Genomic DNA, 17,861 nt, shown 5'->3' on the forward strand with positions numbered 1-17,861 from the left:
CTCACCCAAATCTGTCTTTGCGAGACCCGCGATGGAATCGGGGCCGCGGCAATCTCCCCCGAATTGTCCGAAATCCAACGGGGAGAGGGGTAATATCCAACTTTCCTCGCCCCTGGTGGGAGAGGAATTGAAGGAGAGGGGGAAGACTCCCGATCAATCCTCGATGCCTGAGTCGAGGCATATTCGCGTTGTGAACCACTATCCCTGGACCGGCCTGCCTTTCACCGTCCTCCTGCCTAGAATTATCGAGATCTCCAGGGCGTGGGGATTGCGCCGTCTCGCCGCCGATGTCACCGGCCTGGGCGCGCCGCTGTGCGCCTCGCTGAAACAATCCATGGGCCACCGAATTGTTTCATTTGTTTTCACAACATCTTCTAAAAGCGCCCTCGGCTACGAACTCCTGGCGGCGGCGGGGACGGGAAGACTTTCACTCTACGCCCGGGACGCCTCGGCGGAATGCGACGAGGCATGGCGGGAACTCGAAAGCGCCCAGGCGGACTACAAGCCCAACCGGACGCTGAACTTTTACGTCGCTCCCGGCGCGCGGCCACGACGATTACCTGATGTCGTTGGCGCTCACCGTCGAGGCCGCGGGCAGGTATGAACCGCGCTCGGCGGTGGGGAGGGTGGGGTGACTTCAGGGGTTTATCCGCCGGGGTGAGTGGGATAAACCTCCTGGAACAGCCAGGTGGACAGATACCGCTCCCCGGTATCGGGCAGGACAACCACGATCAGTTTGCCCTTCATCTCCGGGCGTTTGGCTAATTCGACCGCCGCCCAGGCGGCCGCTCCGGAAGAGATGCCGGCCAGGATTCCCTCTTCCCGTGCCAGCCTCCGCGCCATGATGCCGGCGTTTTCATCGGACACCCGGATGATCTCATCGACCAGGTCGGTTCTCATAACCTGAGGCACGAAACCGGCGCCGATGCCCTGGATCTTGTGCGGACCGGGTTTGCCTCCGGAAAGTACCGGAGATGCGTCCGGTTCGACTGCAAATGCCTTAAAAGACGGCTTGCGTTTCTTCAATTCTTCGGCTACGCCGCTGATGGTGCCGCCGGTGCCGACCCCGGCCACCAGCGCATCGACCGCCCCGCCGGTGTCCCGCCAGATTTCATCAGCGGTGGTCAGGCGGTGGATCTCCGGGTTGGCCGGGTTCTTGAACTGCCCGGGCAAGAAATAGCCGGGGTGGGCGGCCTGGATCTCCTGGGCCCGCCGGATGGCGCCGGACATGCCCTCCGAACCGGGGGTGAGCACGATTTCGGCGCCGAGAATCGCCAAAAGCTGGCGGCGTTCCATGGAAAATGTCTCCGGCATGGTCAGGATCAGCCGGTAGCCGCGCGCCGCGGCGGTAAAGGCCAGGGCGATGCCGGTGTTACCCGACGTCGGTTCGACGATGGTGTCGCCGGGTTTGAGCTTTCCCGAGGCCTCGGCATCGGTAATCACGGCGACACCGATGCGGTCCTTGACGCTGTGCAGGGGATTGAAAGATTCCAGCTTGGCCACCACCTGCGCCCCCGCCCCCGCGGTGACGCGGTTTAGCCTTACCAGCGGCGTGTTGCCGATGGTTTCGGTGATATCGCCGGCGATGCCGCGGGTGAGCGCCGGGAAGCTCCTGTTGCGGTAATTCACCTTTGGAATCTCAGTCACACTTGCCATTTTGATCTCCTTTGGGGTTTTGTGTCCCGGTATTAGAGAAGCAGCCAGCACGGGCCAGGAGGTTGGGTAAAACCCTGACTCTTTCGGGTTTAATATTGCGCCTCCCGGTCCAAAAATCAAGATTGGGTACTAGATATAGTACATGTCATCCTGGGGAGATGTCTTAGCCTTCTGCTTGGCTACCAGATCGGCTAGTGTCGTCTGATCCAGCACCGAAGTTATGGCCTTGCCCACGTCGCCCCAGATATCCCTGGTGGCGCAAAACGGGGAACGGTCGCATTTGTCGGGGTTGTGGATGCAGTACACTGGCTCGATGGGGCCTTCCAGTAGGCTGACTACCTCGCTTAAACGGATGGACTCGGGAGGCTTGGCAAGTTTAAGACCGCCGTGAGAGCCACGGACAGACTGGATCAGCCTGGAATCGACAAGCGGCCCGACAAGCTGCTCGAGATAGGAAAGCGAGATCTGTTGTCTGGCGGCGATGTCTTTTAAGGGAATGACATCCTCACCGTAATGTTGGGCAAGATCAAGCAGCGCCCTGGTGCCGTATCTGGCTTTGGTACTGAGTTTCATTTCAGGTCCTCAAAAGATAAAGTTGATTAAACAGGTCGACATAGTCTACAATCAGTTGACAAGGATGTCAAACACCTGGGAGGCACAAAATGGAAAGGCTAAGAATTAGTACAATGACAACCAATATTTCCCAACCCCAAGATCGGCCGTATCGCAAATCCAGGCAGCCTGGGGGAGCCCGGGGGTTCGCGCCCGTGCGGTCCGATGTGACTTTGATTGCAGACTTAACTCCCGGAGGTTGTAAAATATGAAACAGAGGCCTTCGCCAGCCGCAGTATTCAGAACAGGGGGTCCAGATGGCTGAAATCAAGATCAATTGCCTTGGGGAAACTTGCCCGATCCCCCTGGTAGAGACCCGGAAAGCCATAAGAAAAGCCCTGCCCGGAGATATCATCGAGATCACCGGCGACCACCCGGCTTCCAAAAAAGAAATCCCCATGGCGGTCCAGGAAATGGGGCTGGAACTGCTGGAGGTCAAGGGCGACGGGGGCACCTGGACGATCAGGATCCGGCGATGACCGGGTCCACGCCAATTCCCTGCTAGGAGGTTAATGATGGCCGATAAAATTACCATTGTGCTGCACAGCGGGGATATGGATAAGGTGTACAGCGCCCTCATCATCGCCAACGGCGCCCTGTCCATGGGCATGGAAGCATCCATATTCTTTACCTTCTGGGGACTCCAGAGGCTAAAGAAGGGCGGCCTGGACAAGGGGCCGCTGTCCAAGATGCACATGCTGGGCCTGGGAAAATGGATGGTGAAAAACCGGATGAAAAAGGTCAATGTGGCCTCCCTCGACAGGATGCTCACCGATTTCAAGGAACTGGGCGGCAAAATCCTGGCCTGCGATATGACGATGGAGATCATGGGCATCAAGAAGGAGGACCTGAGGGAAGACCTGATCTCCGACTATTGCGCCGTGGGCACTTTTGTCCTGGAAGCCAAGAATTCGAAAGTCAGTTTATTTATTTAAGGCCTGATATGAACGATAAATCTGTTTATTTAGACAATGCCGCGGCGACCAGGCTCGACGAGCGGGTGCTCGAGGCGATGTCGCCGTATTTTTTCCAGACCTATGCCGTGGCGACGTCCGAATTCGCTTACAGCCAGGGAATAGAGGCAAAAGAAGCCCTTGACGGCGCGCGCGGGCGGCTGGCCGGCCTGCTGGGTGTCACTCCTGAGGAGTTCATCTTCACCTCGGGGGACACGGAGTCATCCAACATAGCGTTGAAAGGCGTCGCCAAGGCGCTTGGCAAGAGCAAGGGGCGCCACATCATCACCTCCAGGATCGAGGATTTCCCGGTCCTGCAGAGCGCCAAAGCGCTCGAAAAAGACGGTTTCTCGGTGACCTACCTCGGCGTCGACGGCGAAGGGTTCGTCGATCTCGATCAATTGGAGGAAGCGATCACCGGTGAGACGATCCTGGTTTCGGTGCAGCATTCGAACCAGGAAATCGGCACCGTCCAGGACATCGAGGCGATATCCAAAATCTGCCGCAGCCGGAATACCCTGTTTCATTGCGACGCGACCCATTCCTTCAGGCGGCTGCCCATCGATCTGTCCAGGGTACCCATCGACCTGCTGACGGTGTCCGCCCATACCATCCACGGCCCCAAGGGCATCGGCGGGCTGGTGGTGCGCAAGGGCACCACCCTGGGAAAACTGATGGACGGCGGATTCCAGGAATTTGACCGGCGACCCGGGTTGGAAAATATCCCCGGCGCCATCGGCTTTGCCCGGGCGGCCGAGTTGGTCGACGAGGCCGAAAACGACCGCCTGAGAGCCATGCGCGACCACGCCATTTGGCGCATCTTGAACGAGATCCCTTCGGTGACGCTGAACGGTTCACCGGTCGACCGTCTGCCGCAGAACGTAAACGTCAGCTTCCACTTCGTCGAAGGCGAGTCCATAACGCTGCACCTGGACATGCGCGGCTTTGCGGTGAGCACCGGGTCAGCCTGCTTCAGCCGGTCGCTCCAGGGCAGCCATGTCATTTACGGCATCGGCGGCGACCATGAGCGCGCCCACGGTTCCATCCGGTTGTCGCTGGGACGCTACAACACGCTCGAAGAGGTGGACGCCGCGGTGACCGCCCTGGCCGAGGTAACCAGGGAACTCCGGAAAATCAGCCCGTTGGGAAAGTAGGAGAAAGATATGCCGAACCTGCCGTATACCGATAAAGTAATGGAGCATTTCAAGCACCCGCGCAACGTGGGGCGGATTGAAAATCCCGACGGTAAAGCCACTGAGGGCAGCCCGGCCTGCGGCGACATGGTGTCGGTGTATATCAAGGTCGACGACCGGACGAAGAAACTCTCAGATATCAAATTCGAGTCCTATGGCTGCGCCTCCAACATCGCCACCGGATCGATCATCACCGAACTGGCCCGCGGCAAGACGCTGGAAGAGGCCAAAAACATCACCTGGCAGGAGGCCTCCGAAGCCCTGGGGGGTTTACCCAAGATCAAGTCCCACTGCTCGGTACTGGCGGTGGAGGGGCTCCGGTCGGCGATTCAGAATTACGAGGAAAGGTACGGCCTGATCACGGAAAGGGAACCGACCACGGTCGAGGGCATCCGGAAACGCCTGAAGAAGGTCATCAACCCGATTAGCGGCCTTGACGTGATGAGGACGAACCTGGTCAAGGACATCTCGCTAAACGAAGGGCGGGTGACCATCGATCTCGACCTGCCGCAGAACCACCAGTTCGCCCCGGCGATCCAGGATGAGATCAAAGAGAAAATCGAGCCGCTCTGGGATGTGAAAGAGGTAGTTATCAACTACACAGATTGATAGGGCTTTAAGCTTTCAGCTATCAGCAGTCAGCTTTCGGCTCAAAAAATCCCAAATCCCCCCGGATTTGGGATTAACATCGCGCCCCGCCTTCGCGGGGCGTGACGCGAGGATAGAAACGGAAAAAGGAGGGGCGACCCATTTGGGTCGCCCCTGCCGTTAACAGGACGATTGGAAGGAAGCTACCCTATTTCTGGACGAAGGGCAGCACCTTTAACGTCGCCAGGGTGTCAAGGTCGTTGGCCTGGAGCCGCGACTGGGATAGTGTGTAAAGGACATTACCGATGTAGAGGCTGCGGGTGATCTCACCGGCGCCGCCGTAAAAATACTGGCCGCTCTTCTGGAAGGCATCGCTGGTATCGTAGTGGCTGATCTTGCCCTTTAAGGTGAAGCCGCCATTCAAAGTCAGGTTGTAAACATAGGCGCCCTGGAAGACGTATTCACCCTGCTGGTTCTTAGGTTGACCGGGCTTCAGCTCCGCCACCGTTACGGGCAGCACCAGCAGGCCGGATTCTTTATCGAAGAGCAGTGCCTTGTGGTCGGCAGCCGCCAGGCTCTCCGAGCCCCGGTCGCCGATAACTTCTTTGTAGACCTCTATCGGATTGGCGACATCGGTCACATCGAAGAGCGCCAGCTTGACGCCCTGGATGGCGGTGTAATAGACGGCGTTTTCGGTATGGATCAGGTCGGCGTCGATGCTGGGGTCGACTTCCTTGCCGATGCCGATGAGGTGGGTCTCGTCGTAGGGCTGCAGGTAATCGCTGTAACCCGGGATCTTGAGTTTGCCGAGGATCTTCGGCGATGCCGGCTGGGACAGGTCGATGACGAAGAGCGGATCGACATGCAGGAAGGTCACCATGTAGGCCCGCTTGCCCATGAACCGGACGGCGTAGATGCTTTCGCCGGGGGCAACGTCCTCCAGCGCGCCGGCGGCCTTCATCGACGCGTCGAGCACGTAGATATTGTTGGTGGAGGTGTCGCGGTTGTTCACATAACCGCTGATGGTGGTGGCGATGCGGAAGTAGCCGTTGTATTCGTCCATGGCGAACTGGTTCAGGATATGTCCCTTTACCTTGCCAGTGGCGGCGAAGGCGGCGTTGCCACCTTTCAGGGTGAACTTGGTGATGACGGTGCTCTGAGTGTTATCGGAAACCGTCATGCCGATGTCGCTGTAAACCGGCCAGGAGGTCTGGGCGACATAAAGACTGTCGGTTGAGGCATAAACATTCTCGCCGCTGCCGACGACGACGGTCTTGCCAATCTCTTTATTAGCGTCGGCTATCGACATCGAGGCGATAGTGAGGAAGCTGGCCGCCTGGACGGGCGGGATATAGCCTATCTGGTTGTAGCCGGCGATGGGCTTCAAGTCACTGGATTTCGCGTCGCCGATAGTCTCCCGGTAGGAGGGGATGAGGTCGGCGGCGGTGGGTTTGGTCTGGGTGTACACGGGATAGGAATTAACGACGAAGTAGACATCTGAACCGATCTTGCGGGCGGTCAGGTAGGAACCCTCAATATCGACGCTCTTGAGCAGCTTGGGATTCGAGCGATCTTTAATGTCGTAGAGTTTGACCGATACTATGCCGGTCTGAACCGGGTAGGGCATTATCGAAATGCCGCCTTTAACATCTGCGGGCAGGATGGTCGGGTAGCCGGGATCGCCGCCGGTGGCGTAAGTAGCGCCGAAGACCACCATCCGGTCTCCGTCAATAAACAGTTCCTGAGGGGTAAATCCGGAGATGGTGATTTGTCCGACGATCTGGGCTGACTGCGCCGGGTAAGCCTGGGCCAGGTAGATGGTGTTGCCGGATACCACGTAGATGTACTTGCCGTCGGTCTTAACAATGTCGGCTTCATCCACGCCGGCCACCTGGACATTGGTGCCGGAGTAGGCGATGTCACTGGCGGCATTGGCGGCGCCGGCCTGGGCGGCTTCAGGGGCCATTACGCCGGGCGGCACAATTCCCCCTTTGGTGTAATAGTTGCCGGAATAGCCGCGGGATTGGGCCTGGGTAAAGGCGGTAACGAGCGCCTCCTCCGAGGCGAAAGTAGGCAACCCGGAAGCCGGATCATTGGTTTCACCAGACCCGCAGCCGGGAATGGTCAACATGCCGGCAAAGGCCAGGAGACTTAAACCGAAAATGGCGATTTTTTTCATAGTGCGTCAACCTCGAGGCGAGTTTCTACAAGGTATAACGCAGGGGGAGGGGGAAAGTTATGGGGGGCTCTATGGATGTTACGTTTTCTTGGTGATATTCTAATCAGGCCGATACCTTTTTGTACAGGAGGGGTGAAAAATGGACGCAAGAATCTTGACCTCAAAGACCATCGCAGGTAATCAAGAGAATTGGGCAATTCAGCATGGTCTCGGTTGTTGCCGCTATACACAAAAGGTCGAAGACAATCTGTTCGAAAATTTCATGGACTCACGTACGAAAAGAGAGTTCAGCGATGGTAAGGGTCGCGAGCTTGAAGGTGCAAAAGCACATATGAAAGCACTTTGTTCCTCCTCAGCCTTGGTAGTAAATTTCTTCGATTATTGGCGTCGGAATGGCCTTCTCAAAGGTATTGGACACGTGTTAGACGTTGAAGGACAGATATCCGATATGCTATTTGAAAAGACTCACCCAATTACAGGATTAGAAACTCGAACTCCTCCCCATCTGGATATCGAGTTTAGATCTGCTATACCGTTTGCGATAGAGTCAAAATTCACAGAGACATACCATCGAAAGACACGACGAGTTGATCAAGAAACGCATCTTAAAGCCTATCTTGTCCTCGAAGACATTTGGATAAGTTTGCCAAAGTTGAGGTACTTAGCGGAATTAATAGATAAGCAATCGGAGGAGAAAACGGACTTCGAATATTTGGGTGTTCCCCAATTGATCAAACATATATTAGGATTACATTGTGCATACGGCAATCAATTTGTATTGTGCTACCTGTGGTATGAAGTCCCATCGCAAGAGGCTTCACGGCATAAGTACGAATTAGCGCAATTCGAGAAGGGTATCTCAGGGGAGGTGCCATTTAGGTCCTTAACATACCAAGATTTGTTTAATAAAGTTCGTGAACTTCAAGAGGTCAATTTGGACTACCTAGAATACATCAGTAAGCGGTATTTTGAGCCCACAATTTACCCAATCCACTCCAAACCCAACCACACCGTTTCGACAACGAATAAACCCATCCCCACCTGAAAAAGGTTATCAGCCAGCCATTTTGGCAGGAAGATATCCGAGATCTGGCCGTTTTCGGCGCCGATGTTTTCAGCCATCGTCCGCAGCGGGCAGGTCCATTTGTTGAAAATGAGGACCAGGCCCTCGACGAGATGTGTCCCATAGGTTATCGCCAGTATCCATGTAAACGTCGCCGTCGCCGCGGCGTAGATGTTGTAGATGAAACAGGCGAACATCCACCAGAAAGCGACGCTGTGGAGGGTTTTGATGATAAAAATCTGCCTGGCGCGGGTCAGTGTATTAGAAACCATGTCTGCTGTCCGTTATGCGATAAGCGAGAAGCTTGACCCGGTCCTGAATCATCAATTGTAACCCGCAGTAAGCCCAAACAAAGCCGGCATCGGCCCAGCCCAACGGCGTCATCAGGAATCCGTAAACCGCGATCAAGGTTGCCAATATCTGGGTGCCGATAACTGCCAGCAGGAGGATTTTCGCCGGGCGGATCGACCAGAACGGTCCCCTGGTCCTGGCGGAGAATAGCATCAGGTGCCCGGCAATCGAGAATTTCAGGTACATCATTGTCATCAGGACGTCATTCGGGAGGTGAAGAACCTGGCGTCCCAACACGAAAATAAGAAAAGATGAAAGGACGCCGTATATTCCGAGTTGTGTCGCCACGCCCAGGACAGTCCTGAAGTTCCATCTCTCCGGTTTGTCCGACGGCCTGGTATTGTCGTAAGCGATGGTCAATATCGCCCCGTCATTAAGTATTGCCAGAAGCACGATCATGATCGGGGTAACCGGATAGATGCCGTAAACCAGGATAGCCAAGGTCAAAAACAGTAGAACCCGGATGGTTTCCGATATGCGGTATATGGCGTAGCTGAGCATCCGCTGGAAGGTCTTCCTGCTTTCCTTGATGGCATCGACGATCACCGAAAGCCCGGGATTCAGGAGCACGATCTCAGCCGCGGAACGTGCGGCATCGGTAGCCCCGGCCACGGCAATCCCGGCATCCGCTTTCTTGAGCGCCGGGGCATCGTTGACGCCGTCGCCGGTCATCCCGACGATGTGTCCCTGGCGTTGAAGCATATCGACGATGCGGTACTTGTGTTCCGGGAACACCTGGGCGAAACCGTCGGCCTGTTCTATGGCGTTCATCAGCTTCCCGTTCTTGATAGAGCCGGTTTCCTCGAAAACGCTGGCATCGAAAATGTCGGTGCCCAGCCCAAGTTCCTTTGAAATCTCCTTTGCGATCGCCACCTGGTCGCCGGTAAGCATTTTCAGTTCGACGCCCATTTTTTGAGTCGCGGCAACGGTTTCTTTGGAATCCACACGCAGAGGGTCGAAGAGTGGGATCAGACCTTCGAAATGCCAGGCGCCCGAGTTGTCGGTCCGAGCTACCCCCAGAGAACGGTACCCCTTAGCGGCGAAACCGTCGATGACCCCGGCGATATTTTCTGTTTGCGAAGCCAGGGAAGGGTCCAAGGCTATCACGATGTGAGGCGCCCCTTTGGTGACCTTAAAAGTTGATGAGCCCTGCTCGACCTGGGCTTCGGTGCGCTTGCTCACCGGGTCAAACGGGGTGAAATGGACGGTCTCGAAGTCTTTCAGTTCCTCCGGGCTGACGATGGCGCAAATGGCCTGGTCTATGGCGTCCCTGCTTTCCGTCCGGGAAGCCAGGGCGGCGTCGGCCATGATCTGCCGGGCGGAGATGCCGGGGATGGCGAAAGGTTCTCCGGCGGTGAGGCTGGCCTGGGTAAGCGTGCCGGTCTTATCGGAGCAAAGGATATCGATGCCGGCGACCTCTTCCACGGCGTTGAGCCTGGTGACTATAGCCCGTTTTAACGCCAGGGTTTTGGCGCCGAGAGACAGGGTGACCGACATCACCGCGGGCATGGCAACCGGCACCGCGGCGATGGTGAGGACTACTACAAACCTCAGGACTTCCAGGAAAGACTGGTGGCGGGCGAGGGCGACGCTGACGAGGATAACGGCCAGCACCACGGCGATCAGTATCAGGTAGTCGGCCATTTTCAAAACGGCGCGCTGGAGGTGGCTCCTGGTGACGGTGTCCTGGACCAGGTTTACCGTTTTGCCGTAGAAGGTGTTTTTTCCGGTGCCGAAAATCAAGGCGTCGGCCTCGCCCCGCCTGATTATCGATCCCGAATAAACGGCGTCGCCGGGCTGGCGTTCAACCGGCAGAGATTCGCCGGTAAGTGCTGACTGATCAAGTTCTACAGGGTCCCCGTTTATAAGTTTGGCATCAGCGGGCACGATGTTGCCGAGGCTTAACCTGACGATATCTCCGGGTACCAATTCCCGTGAGGCGACGGTTGCCCATTTGCCGTCACGCTTGACCAAAGCCTGGATTGCCAATTGTTTCTTCAAGGCGGCTACAGCGTCACCGGCCTGGTATTCTTCGTGGAAGCCCACTACCGCGTTTAGCAACAGAAGGGCGATGATGAGAATGAGATCAGGCCAGTGGTGCAGGACGGCCGACAGTGCCGCGGCAATCATGATCATCAAGGGAATCGGCCCCCAAAAGTAGGACAGGAACCTGATTAAGGGACTAACCCGTTTTTCTAGGATTTCATTGAACCCGAATTTGGCGAGGCGCAGTTTTACCTCTGATTCGGCGAGCCCGTTCGTAGAGGTTTCAAGTTGCTTGATCGAATCTGCGACCGAGAGATTTTTAAAATCCGGATGAATGTCTATCGGCGTTGCCTTAATTGGTTTTCAGTCGTTGAAAATGACGTTCGTTGCTGTTTCATCTTCCGGGACGTCGGCCTAAGTGTATTATAGCCTGATACCCGGTGTCGGAGACAAAAAATCTTTGAGACGCGAGATATATTTTGGCGCTTGAAAATACGAGGAGAGAATTATGTTTCAGAAATAACCCTTCTCCGAGTTTGCCGTTATCATTAGCGGAGGGCAATGAAATGAAGAGTTGGCTCCGGCGTTTCCCGGTATTTATCCTTGTCGCGGCGATAACGGTGACTCTTGCGCTGGGCGCGTGTACGGCAAAAGGGCCGGCAACCGAAGGATTTGCCATATACCTGACTAAAAACGATATTTCCCCGGCGATGCTTCCCGCGATGAACTACATCGGGCTCGCCGATGCGCCACTGATCAGCGGCGACGATGTCGTTTCCTACAACGCCGAAACCCACGAAATAAGGCTGAGCGATCAGGCCTTCATTAAGATTACCCAAATTGAGGTTCCGACCGCCGGCAAGTCCTTCGTGGTTTGCGTGGATAAGCAGATTATGTACGTCGGGGCCTTCTGGACGCCGATTTCATCGCAATCTTTCGATGGAATTACGATTATGAAACCGCTCACGACTGACCCGAAGACTATTACGGTAAGGCTGGGATATCCCATAGCAAGCTTTTTCAAAGGATATGACCAGCGATCAAACCCGAAAATCATCGATGCCCTGGAAAAGGCGGGGAAGCTGGCGGGGTAGTGAAGCAGTTCGATTTCCAATTGAGACCGGATACCACCCGACCAAAGCGGGCGGGTTAAAAACCCGCCCCTACGACCGACGTGATATTCGGAGGAGATTGCCACGGGATTCCCAACCGTCCTCACCCCAGCCCTCTCCCGCCGTCAGCGGGCGAGGGAATAAAGAGGAGGAATTCCTAGGAAGTCCCTCGCAAAGATAAAATGAGTCGATTTCCGATTGCTGACGGTAGCATACAACCAAGGCGGGCGGGTTAAAAACCCGCCCCTACGGCGATTGTGATACTTCGGAATCGTTCTCATTGTGTATTGATCTAAAATTCATTGAATGATTATTGACATTCCTCCGCCCGGTTGTATACTCAAGTCAGCATGCTCACTCTCCAGACCCTGGCAGCTTCGACAATTTACCTGCTGGCGTTGATCAATCCCATCAGCAAGGTCTTTTTCCTGGCTTCCGCGGAAGATGCAAAGCGCGGGAGAGACCTGCTCCTAGTGTCGCTGGAATCCTCAGCGGCGGCGCTATTGATACTGGTGGTTTTCATCATCCTCGGCAACGTCGTTTTCACCAGCGTCTTTCACGTTGACATATATTCGTTCGAGATATTGGGCGGCATCGTGCTGTTCACGCTGGGCTACCGGGCGCTCACCCGGGGCGTGTTCTACGAGGCACAGGAGAGCCAGCGCCTTTCTGAACACGCCATCATGCCGCTGGCCTCCCCGCTCATCGCCGGCCCGGCCACTATCACCGCCGTCATCGCCCTGACTGCCCAGAACGGCGCCCTGCAGACGTCGCTCTCAACTTTCATCGCCGTCGCCGTCAACTTCGTGTTCATGCTGCTCTCCATCCCCCTTTTCAGGTTTCTCAGGCACTACAATATGGTCGGCGCGTTGATACGCGTCACCGGGCTGATAGTGTCGATGATCTCGGTGCAGTTGATACTGGAGGGGCTCAGGAACTGGGCGGAGACGCTTTAGGTTAGGATAAGGGCGATGGAACGGCTATGGGGCGCCATACCGCAGAGGAATCGTTTTGGTGAAGTTCAGAAGCCTGGTGCGGTCGGTAAGTTCGAAGAATAGTTTTTTAAGCTCTGATATTTCCCCGACAAGATATAACTGTTTAGATTTATCGAATTCAGATAACGAGTTCTGGCTCCTGAGATCGAGCCTGGATAATTGGAGTTCTTCCTGCTCAATCCGGCAGGCGATAGTGTAGGCTTCAGCAGCTATACGACGCCCGTCTTCCATCCCGATTTCCAGCTAATAACCCAATATATATTATAGTCCCCAAACAAAGCTTTTTGGTTATTAAAGTCTATAAAAGTCCTATACATAAAATCTCATAACCTGAAATTACGCCCATCCCGGTTTTGTACCTATCGCAAACGATCGTTGAAGCGTTACGGAAGGCCAGACCTCCCCAACCCCGCCGGTTCCGGTAATCTGCAGCCTGATGCTTACCTGGGAAAAGATGGCCGGCGAGAAATTCAGAGCCCGGATGGGGAATCGCCTGCCTAGATGGTTTCTTCCGAAGCCGGGGCTTCTCCATCGATTCCCGGTGTCAGGCTCTCCCTGAGGGCCTGGCGGATGTCGCGGACCGGAATCAATTTGAAATCAGGGGAGGGGGATTTGACCCGGACGTTAGCCGGAATGATAGCCTTCTTGAAACCGAGGCGATCTGCCTCAGCCAGCCGGCGCTCAATCTGGGGCACGTTCCTTATCTCGCCGGACAAACCGAGTTCTCCGATGGCGACGAGCGAAGCGTCGACAGGCGCATTTTTGTAGCTGGAGGCGATGGCGAGGGCTGTCGCCAGATCGGCGGCGGGCTCGTCCAGGTGCAGCCCGCCGGTCGCCGAGGCGATGACGTCCTGGGTGCCGAGTTTCAAATAAGCCCGGCGGGAAAGTACGGCGGTGATGATGATCAATCGTCCGAAATCGAGACCGTTGGCGGTGCGGCGGGGCTGGCCGAAGCTGGTCATGTTGGTCAGCGCCTGGATTTCAACGAGTAAAGGCCTTGAGCCCTCGAGAACAGGCACCACAGCCGACCCGACGGTATTCTGACGGTCGCGGGACAGGAAGACTTCCGAGGGGTTCTCGACCTGCCTCAGGCCGTCTTCCTTCATCTCGAAGATACCGACCTCGTTGACCGAGCCGTAACGGTTCTTGATCGAGCGGAGAATGCGGTAGCTGGAGAACGGCTCTCCCTCAAGGTACAGCACGGTGTCGACAATATGCTCGAGGAGCCTCGGTCCGGCGATGGCCCCGTCCTTGGTAACGTGTCCGGCGATGAGCACCGGAGTCTGCGACGATTTTGCCCAGGTGACCAGGCGAGCAGCGCATTCACGGACCTGGGAGACGCCGCCGGGAGCCATCTCGATGTCAGGGGCGTAAACAGTCTGAATCGAATCAATGATGACAAGCGAAGGAGAAAGCTTATCCATCTCGGCAATAATGTTATCGAGGTCGGTCTCATTCAGCAGGTAGAGGCCGTCGCCTTCGATGCCAAGCCTCCTGGCGCGCATCTTGATCTGAGGGCGGGTTTCTTCACCGGAGACGTATAGCACCGGCGACTTCGCGAGTTCCGCCATCTGGGCGGCGACCTGGAGGAGCAGGGTGGATTTGCCGATGCCCGGTTCGCCGCCGACCAGCGACAAGGACCCCGGCACCAGCCCGCCACCGAGAACGCGGTTGACTTCACCCATCGTGAGGGCGATACGTTCGTTACCGGTGATTTCGATGTCGGGCAGGGGTTGGGGGGCGTTGTTAGCGATCTTTCGTGACGATGACGATTTAACGGCAGCCACGGTCTGTTCGAAAAGGGTGTTCCAATCGCCGCAGCCGGGGCATTTACCCTGCCACTTGGCGGACTCCTGGCCGCAGCCGGAACAGACGAAGATGACGCGTGACTTTGGCATGGGGAGACTTTAGCGCAACGGGGTGCCAGGCGCAAGCAAACCCAGTTTGGGGACCTGAATAATACCAATAATACCGATTTCCAATAATCCAATTTCTCTCCCGAAGGGTTTAGTCCTGCCTGTCCTTTTGGGGAGTTTTTGGGGATATCGAGGGTTTTTCCACTATCCGTACTTATCGAGGGGCGTTGTATCTGGTGTAACGAGCCGGCCAGCCCGAAGAAAAAGGAGAAAATCAGATAATGGAGAATATTTTAAAAAGGAAAAATGCCATCTGGGTCATGGTCCCGATACTTGCCCTATCGCTGGTTCTTGGAGCATGCGCCAGCCCAAACACCGACGCGGCGATCAACCCGCCGACGACCACCGACACGACCGAAAACAACAGCTACATGCCACCTCTGGACAACCCATCCAAGACGATCAAAGTCGAATACCTGTACGACGAACTTGCCTCACAGAAACACATCACCTATGACGTCACCATCGAAAACGGCGGTTCGCTCATCGTGACACTCGGCTCAAACCCCAGCACCGGGTACGATTGGCAGAAAGCCGTCATCAGCAATGGAAATGTCTCATCCGAATACACCTGCCAATTCGTCGCGCCGCCGAGCGGGATAGTGGGCGCTGCCGGAAAACAGGTATGGACATTCAAGACGCTTCAACCTGGGCAGACAACAATCAGTTTCAACTACAGCCAGCCGTGGCAGGGCGGAGTCCAGAATGAATGGACACTGGCGCTCAACGTGACTGTAAAATAGAATTTCTCGCCATTAGAAAAGGTGGAGGATGTTGTCCTCCACCTTTTGTTTTTGCTGGAAACCACTAGTTGACGCCCTGGGTTATGGGTGTTATTCTTGTAAAATTAGATTCATTACTCTGGTGACGATTACAGAGAGCAGGGGATGTGATGAAAGTTGCTATCGCTTCCGATGACGGCAAAAATATCAGCCAGCATTTCGGCCGCGCGGCTTATTACATTGTCTACACTATAGAAAATGACAAGGTCGTCTCCAAAGAAGTTAGGGAAAAGGTGGGGCACCATTCTTTCATAGAAGCCCCGGGATCCCATTCCTGCCATGATCACGGCGGCGAGCACGGCATGGATGCCGAGTCCCAGAACAAGCATGTTTCTATGCTCAGCGCCGCGGAAGATTGCAACTATATCGTCGCCGGGCACATGGGCGGCGGCGCTTACCATTCCATGGTGAACCAGGGAATCGAACCTCTGCTGACCGACGTCAAGGATGCAGACCAGGTTGTTAAAGCCATTGTCGAAGACCGTTTCCAGAACGAAATCGACAGATTGCACTAGTTCAGGAGAGATATAAATGCCGATCTACGACTACAAATGCCGCGCCTGCGGCCACGTTACCGAACTGCTGGTGTCCTATACCGGGAAATGCCAGGACTTTTCCTGCTCCAGCTGCGGCGGCACCGACCTGGAACGCCAGCGCTCGGTTCCCATCGTGCTCAGCCGGTGCAATCCGGGCGGCAAAACCTGCTGCGGAGCCGAAGACCGGAGCCAGGTTTCAGGATGCGGTGGCGGCGGCTGCTGCGGCGGGCATTAAACCTGGGATTTTTCACGCCTTTTAATGAACTCCTTGGCGGCTTTGCGGGCTTTGGGGCTGGGAGCGTTCAGATAGAAACGGGCAAACTCAAGGACGGCGGTTTTGTCCTCGATTTCATCCCAATTCTTATCCAATGATTCAAGCGCGCTGGAGGCGATCAAGGCCTTCCGTGATGGCGTGTGGTGGGTCTTGTCAATGCTGGTCAGCAATTTCACGATATCTGAGCGGAGATCCGGCTTGGCTTTGAAAACCGAAGCGGCGTTCCGGGCGACGTGCATCGGGGCGATGAGCGAATTGTCGTCGAGCAGCGAAAAATACTGATTGAAAATGTCCTCGAACCAATCTTCCGTGTCTACCCTTGCCAAACCGGCTAACAGGTAGATACCGATGTACTTGGCATCAACGCCGGGGGCCCCGAGAAGGGCGGCGAATTCATCCCAGTAACGCGGGTAGAGCCGGGCGGGATGGGTTTTGGTCAGAAGGTGCAGCGCCTGAAAGCTCCTCTGTTTAATATCAAGGTCCCTGGAGGACAAACCGGAGACAAGCGCGGATAGTGCATCGTCATCGGTTTGAGCGTTTTTCGCCAGGGTTTCGATTTCGGCCTGGGTTGGTTTCATTTCAATTGCCCCATGGCTTTTTTCAAGCGAGTGATCGCTTCGGCGATGTCGGCGGCGGAAACCATGCGGTGTGTCACGGCGCGTACCCGCCGGGACCCGACGGAAATGAATTTGATACCGGCCTCCGCGGCTCGTTTAACGAAATCAGCGGCCAACAGGTTATCAGGCAGATCGATCATGACGATGTTGGTTTGCGGGTTTTCAACGACGAGACCCGGGATCTGACGCAGGCCATCTGCCAGGGTCCTGGCATTCTTATGGTCGTCAGCCAGTCGATCGACACAGTGCTCCAGGCAGACTATACCCGCGGCGGCGATGACCCCGGCCTGGCGCATGCCCCCGCCTACCATCTTGCGGAACTTTCTGGCACGGGCGATGAATTCCGTGTTGCCGCAGAGCACCGATCCGATAGGCGCCGACAAACCCTTGGAGAGGCAGAAATTGACCGAGTCGACCGGCTCGCAAAGTTCGACAGGGGCGACGCCCAGGGCGACGGCGGCATTAAACAGGCGCGCCCCATCCAGGTGAACCGTCAGACCCCGCCGGTGGGCCGCTTCAGACGCCTCGGCGGTGTATTCCACGTCCAGAACGGCGCCGCCGCAGTAGTTGTGGGTGTTTTCCAGGCACAAAAGCCTTGAGGTTGGCCAGTGCAGGTTGCCGGTACCCCTGACGGAGGAATCGATTCGGTCGATATCGATGGTGCCGTCGGTGTTGTTGGGTACGGTACGGAGAGAAACGCCACCGATTGCGGCGGCGCCGCCGGCTTCATTGAGAAAGATATGCGCCCGGTCGCCCAGAATTATTTCATCCCCATGACGGGTGTGGCTCAAAACCGCGATCAGATTACTCATCGTACCGCTGGGGGTGAAGACCGCCGCCTCCTTGCCAGTAATTTCGGCAGCGATAGCTTCCAGACGGTTGACCGTGGGGTCTTCCCCGAAAACATCGTCGCCAACCTCGGCGCGGTACATGGCATCTCGCATTTCCTGGGTGGGGTGGGTTATGGTGTCGCTTCGAAAATCGATAAATTTCATCCTTATCCTCACCTGTAAGTCGCGATGATTGTACACCAAGGGCAGTTCCAATA

20 protein-coding genes are annotated in these 17,861 nt (G+C 55.9%); 11 read left to right on the plus strand and 9 right to left on the minus strand.

Annotated elements, in window-relative coordinates:
• Positions 1 to 127 precede the first annotated feature (127 nt).
• Entirely contained in the window at positions 128 to 604 is a 477-nt protein-coding gene (locus Dform_RS00475; protein WP_158513442.1) for a hypothetical protein, read from the plus strand.
• Positions 605 to 645: 41 nt separating this feature from the next.
• Here the strand turns inward: Dform_RS00475 and cysK are convergent, their stop codons facing one another.
• The gene (cysK, locus tag Dform_RS00480; protein ID WP_076003273.1) at positions 646 to 1,656 is read right to left on the minus strand and encodes a cysteine synthase A; all 1,011 of its coding nucleotides are present in this window, start codon (positions 1,654 to 1,656) and stop codon (positions 646 to 648) included.
• A 129-nt stretch (positions 1,657 to 1,785) separates the two neighbouring features.
• Positions 1,786 to 2,229 carry an RrF2 family transcriptional regulator gene (locus Dform_RS00485; protein WP_076003274.1) on the minus strand — a complete coding sequence of 148 codons (444 nt, stop codon included), beginning with the start codon at positions 2,227 to 2,229 and terminating at the stop codon, positions 1,786 to 1,788.
• Positions 2,230 to 2,525: 296 nt separating this feature from the next.
• Here Dform_RS00485 and Dform_RS00490 point away from each other — a divergent pair, with 296 nt between their 5' ends.
• From Dform_RS00490 to Dform_RS00505, 4 genes are read left to right on the plus strand one after another with little or no spacing between them, the layout of a single operon-like run.
• Positions 2,526 to 2,747 (plus strand): sulfurtransferase TusA family protein, encoded by a 222-nt coding sequence (locus Dform_RS00490; RefSeq protein ID WP_076003275.1) that lies wholly within the window; start codon positions 2,526 to 2,528, stop codon positions 2,745 to 2,747.
• Between the two features lie 36 nt (positions 2,748 to 2,783).
• The gene (locus Dform_RS00495; protein WP_076003276.1) at positions 2,784 to 3,203 is read left to right on the plus strand and encodes a DsrE/DsrF/DrsH-like family protein; all 420 of its coding nucleotides are present in this window, start codon (positions 2,784 to 2,786) and stop codon (positions 3,201 to 3,203) included.
• An 8-nt stretch (positions 3,204 to 3,211) separates the two neighbouring features.
• The gene (locus Dform_RS00500; RefSeq protein ID WP_076003277.1) at positions 3,212 to 4,375 is read left to right on the plus strand and encodes a cysteine desulfurase family protein; all 1,164 of its coding nucleotides are present in this window, start codon (positions 3,212 to 3,214) and stop codon (positions 4,373 to 4,375) included.
• A gap of 9 nt (positions 4,376 to 4,384) precedes the next feature.
• A complete protein-coding gene (locus tag Dform_RS00505) occupies positions 4,385 to 5,023 on the plus strand; it encodes an iron-sulfur cluster assembly scaffold protein (protein WP_076003278.1) in 639 nt (212 codons plus the stop codon).
• A 187-nt stretch (positions 5,024 to 5,210) separates the two neighbouring features.
• Here Dform_RS00505 and Dform_RS00510 read toward each other — a convergent pair whose 3' ends face one another.
• Positions 5,211 to 7,181 carry a beta-propeller domain-containing protein gene (locus tag Dform_RS00510; protein WP_076003279.1) on the minus strand — a complete coding sequence of 657 codons (1,971 nt, stop codon included), beginning with the start codon at positions 7,179 to 7,181 and terminating at the stop codon, positions 5,211 to 5,213.
• A gap of 139 nt (positions 7,182 to 7,320) precedes the next feature.
• Here Dform_RS00510 and Dform_RS00515 point away from each other — a divergent pair, with 139 nt between their 5' ends.
• Positions 7,321 to 8,226 (plus strand): PGN_0703 family putative restriction endonuclease, encoded by a 906-nt coding sequence (locus tag Dform_RS00515; protein ID WP_076003280.1) that lies wholly within the window; start codon positions 7,321 to 7,323, stop codon positions 8,224 to 8,226.
• Here Dform_RS00515 and Dform_RS00520 read toward each other — a convergent pair.
• Positions 8,163 to 8,516 (minus strand): hypothetical protein, encoded by a 354-nt coding sequence (locus Dform_RS00520; protein WP_076003281.1) that lies wholly within the window; start codon positions 8,514 to 8,516, stop codon positions 8,163 to 8,165. The genes Dform_RS00515 and Dform_RS00520 overlap by 64 nt on opposite strands.
• Positions 8,506 to 10,938 (minus strand): plasma-membrane proton-efflux P-type ATPase, encoded by a 2,433-nt coding sequence (locus tag Dform_RS00525; protein ID WP_076003282.1) that lies wholly within the window; start codon positions 10,936 to 10,938, stop codon positions 8,506 to 8,508. The genes Dform_RS00520 and Dform_RS00525 overlap by 11 nt, the downstream gene beginning before the upstream one ends.
• Positions 10,939 to 11,147: 209 nt before the next feature.
• On the opposite strand from Dform_RS00525, the gene Dform_RS00530 reads away from it, so the two are divergent.
• Complete coding sequence (locus tag Dform_RS00530; protein WP_076003283.1) at positions 11,148 to 11,675, plus strand: hypothetical protein; 528 nt, start codon at positions 11,148 to 11,150, stop codon at positions 11,673 to 11,675.
• A 368-nt stretch (positions 11,676 to 12,043) separates the two neighbouring features.
• The gene (locus Dform_RS00535) at positions 12,044 to 12,649 is read left to right on the plus strand and encodes a MarC family protein (protein ID WP_076003284.1); all 606 of its coding nucleotides are present in this window, start codon (positions 12,044 to 12,046) and stop codon (positions 12,647 to 12,649) included.
• Between the two features lie 24 nt (positions 12,650 to 12,673).
• On the opposite strand, the gene Dform_RS00540 is transcribed toward Dform_RS00535, so the two are convergent.
• Both Dform_RS00540 and radA read right to left on the minus strand, forming a co-directional pair.
• Complete coding sequence (locus Dform_RS00540) at positions 12,674 to 12,919, minus strand: hypothetical protein (protein ID WP_076003285.1); 246 nt, start codon at positions 12,917 to 12,919, stop codon at positions 12,674 to 12,676.
• Positions 12,920 to 13,185: 266 nt separating this feature from the next.
• Positions 13,186 to 14,586: a DNA repair protein RadA gene (radA, locus tag Dform_RS00545; RefSeq protein WP_076003286.1), complete on the minus strand. Its 1,401-nt coding sequence runs from the start codon at positions 14,584 to 14,586 to the stop codon at positions 13,186 to 13,188.
• A gap of 239 nt (positions 14,587 to 14,825) precedes the next feature.
• On the opposite strand from radA, the gene Dform_RS00550 reads away from it, so the two are divergent.
• From Dform_RS00550 to Dform_RS00560, 3 genes are all read left to right on the plus strand, one after another.
• Positions 14,826 to 15,347, plus strand: a complete 522-nt coding sequence (locus Dform_RS00550) for a protease inhibitor I42 family protein (protein ID WP_076003287.1) — start codon at positions 14,826 to 14,828, stop codon at positions 15,345 to 15,347.
• Positions 15,348 to 15,496: 149 nt separating this feature from the next.
• Positions 15,497 to 15,901 (plus strand): NifB/NifX family molybdenum-iron cluster-binding protein, encoded by a 405-nt coding sequence (locus Dform_RS00555; protein ID WP_076003288.1) that lies wholly within the window; start codon positions 15,497 to 15,499, stop codon positions 15,899 to 15,901.
• A 16-nt stretch (positions 15,902 to 15,917) separates the two neighbouring features.
• On the plus strand, positions 15,918 to 16,157 hold the full coding sequence (locus tag Dform_RS00560) for an FmdB family zinc ribbon protein (RefSeq protein WP_076003289.1): 240 nt from the start codon (positions 15,918 to 15,920) through the stop codon (positions 16,155 to 16,157).
• On the opposite strand, the gene Dform_RS00565 is transcribed toward Dform_RS00560, so the two are convergent.
• Complete coding sequence (locus tag Dform_RS00565; protein ID WP_076003290.1) at positions 16,154 to 16,774, minus strand: hypothetical protein; 621 nt, start codon at positions 16,772 to 16,774, stop codon at positions 16,154 to 16,156. The genes Dform_RS00560 and Dform_RS00565 overlap by 4 nt on opposite strands.
• Positions 16,771 to 17,808 carry a low-specificity L-threonine aldolase gene (gene ltaE / locus Dform_RS00570; RefSeq protein WP_076003291.1) on the minus strand — a complete coding sequence of 346 codons (1,038 nt, stop codon included), beginning with the start codon at positions 17,806 to 17,808 and terminating at the stop codon, positions 16,771 to 16,773. Before ltaE ends, Dform_RS00565 begins: the two co-directional genes overlap by 4 nt.
• Between the last annotated feature and the right edge of the window lie 53 nt (positions 17,809 to 17,861).

The sequence above is a fragment of the Dehalogenimonas formicexedens genome (genome assembly GCF_001953175.1).
GTDB lineage: Bacteria > Chloroflexota > Dehalococcoidia > Dehalococcoidales > Dehalococcoidaceae > Dehalogenimonas > Dehalogenimonas formicexedens.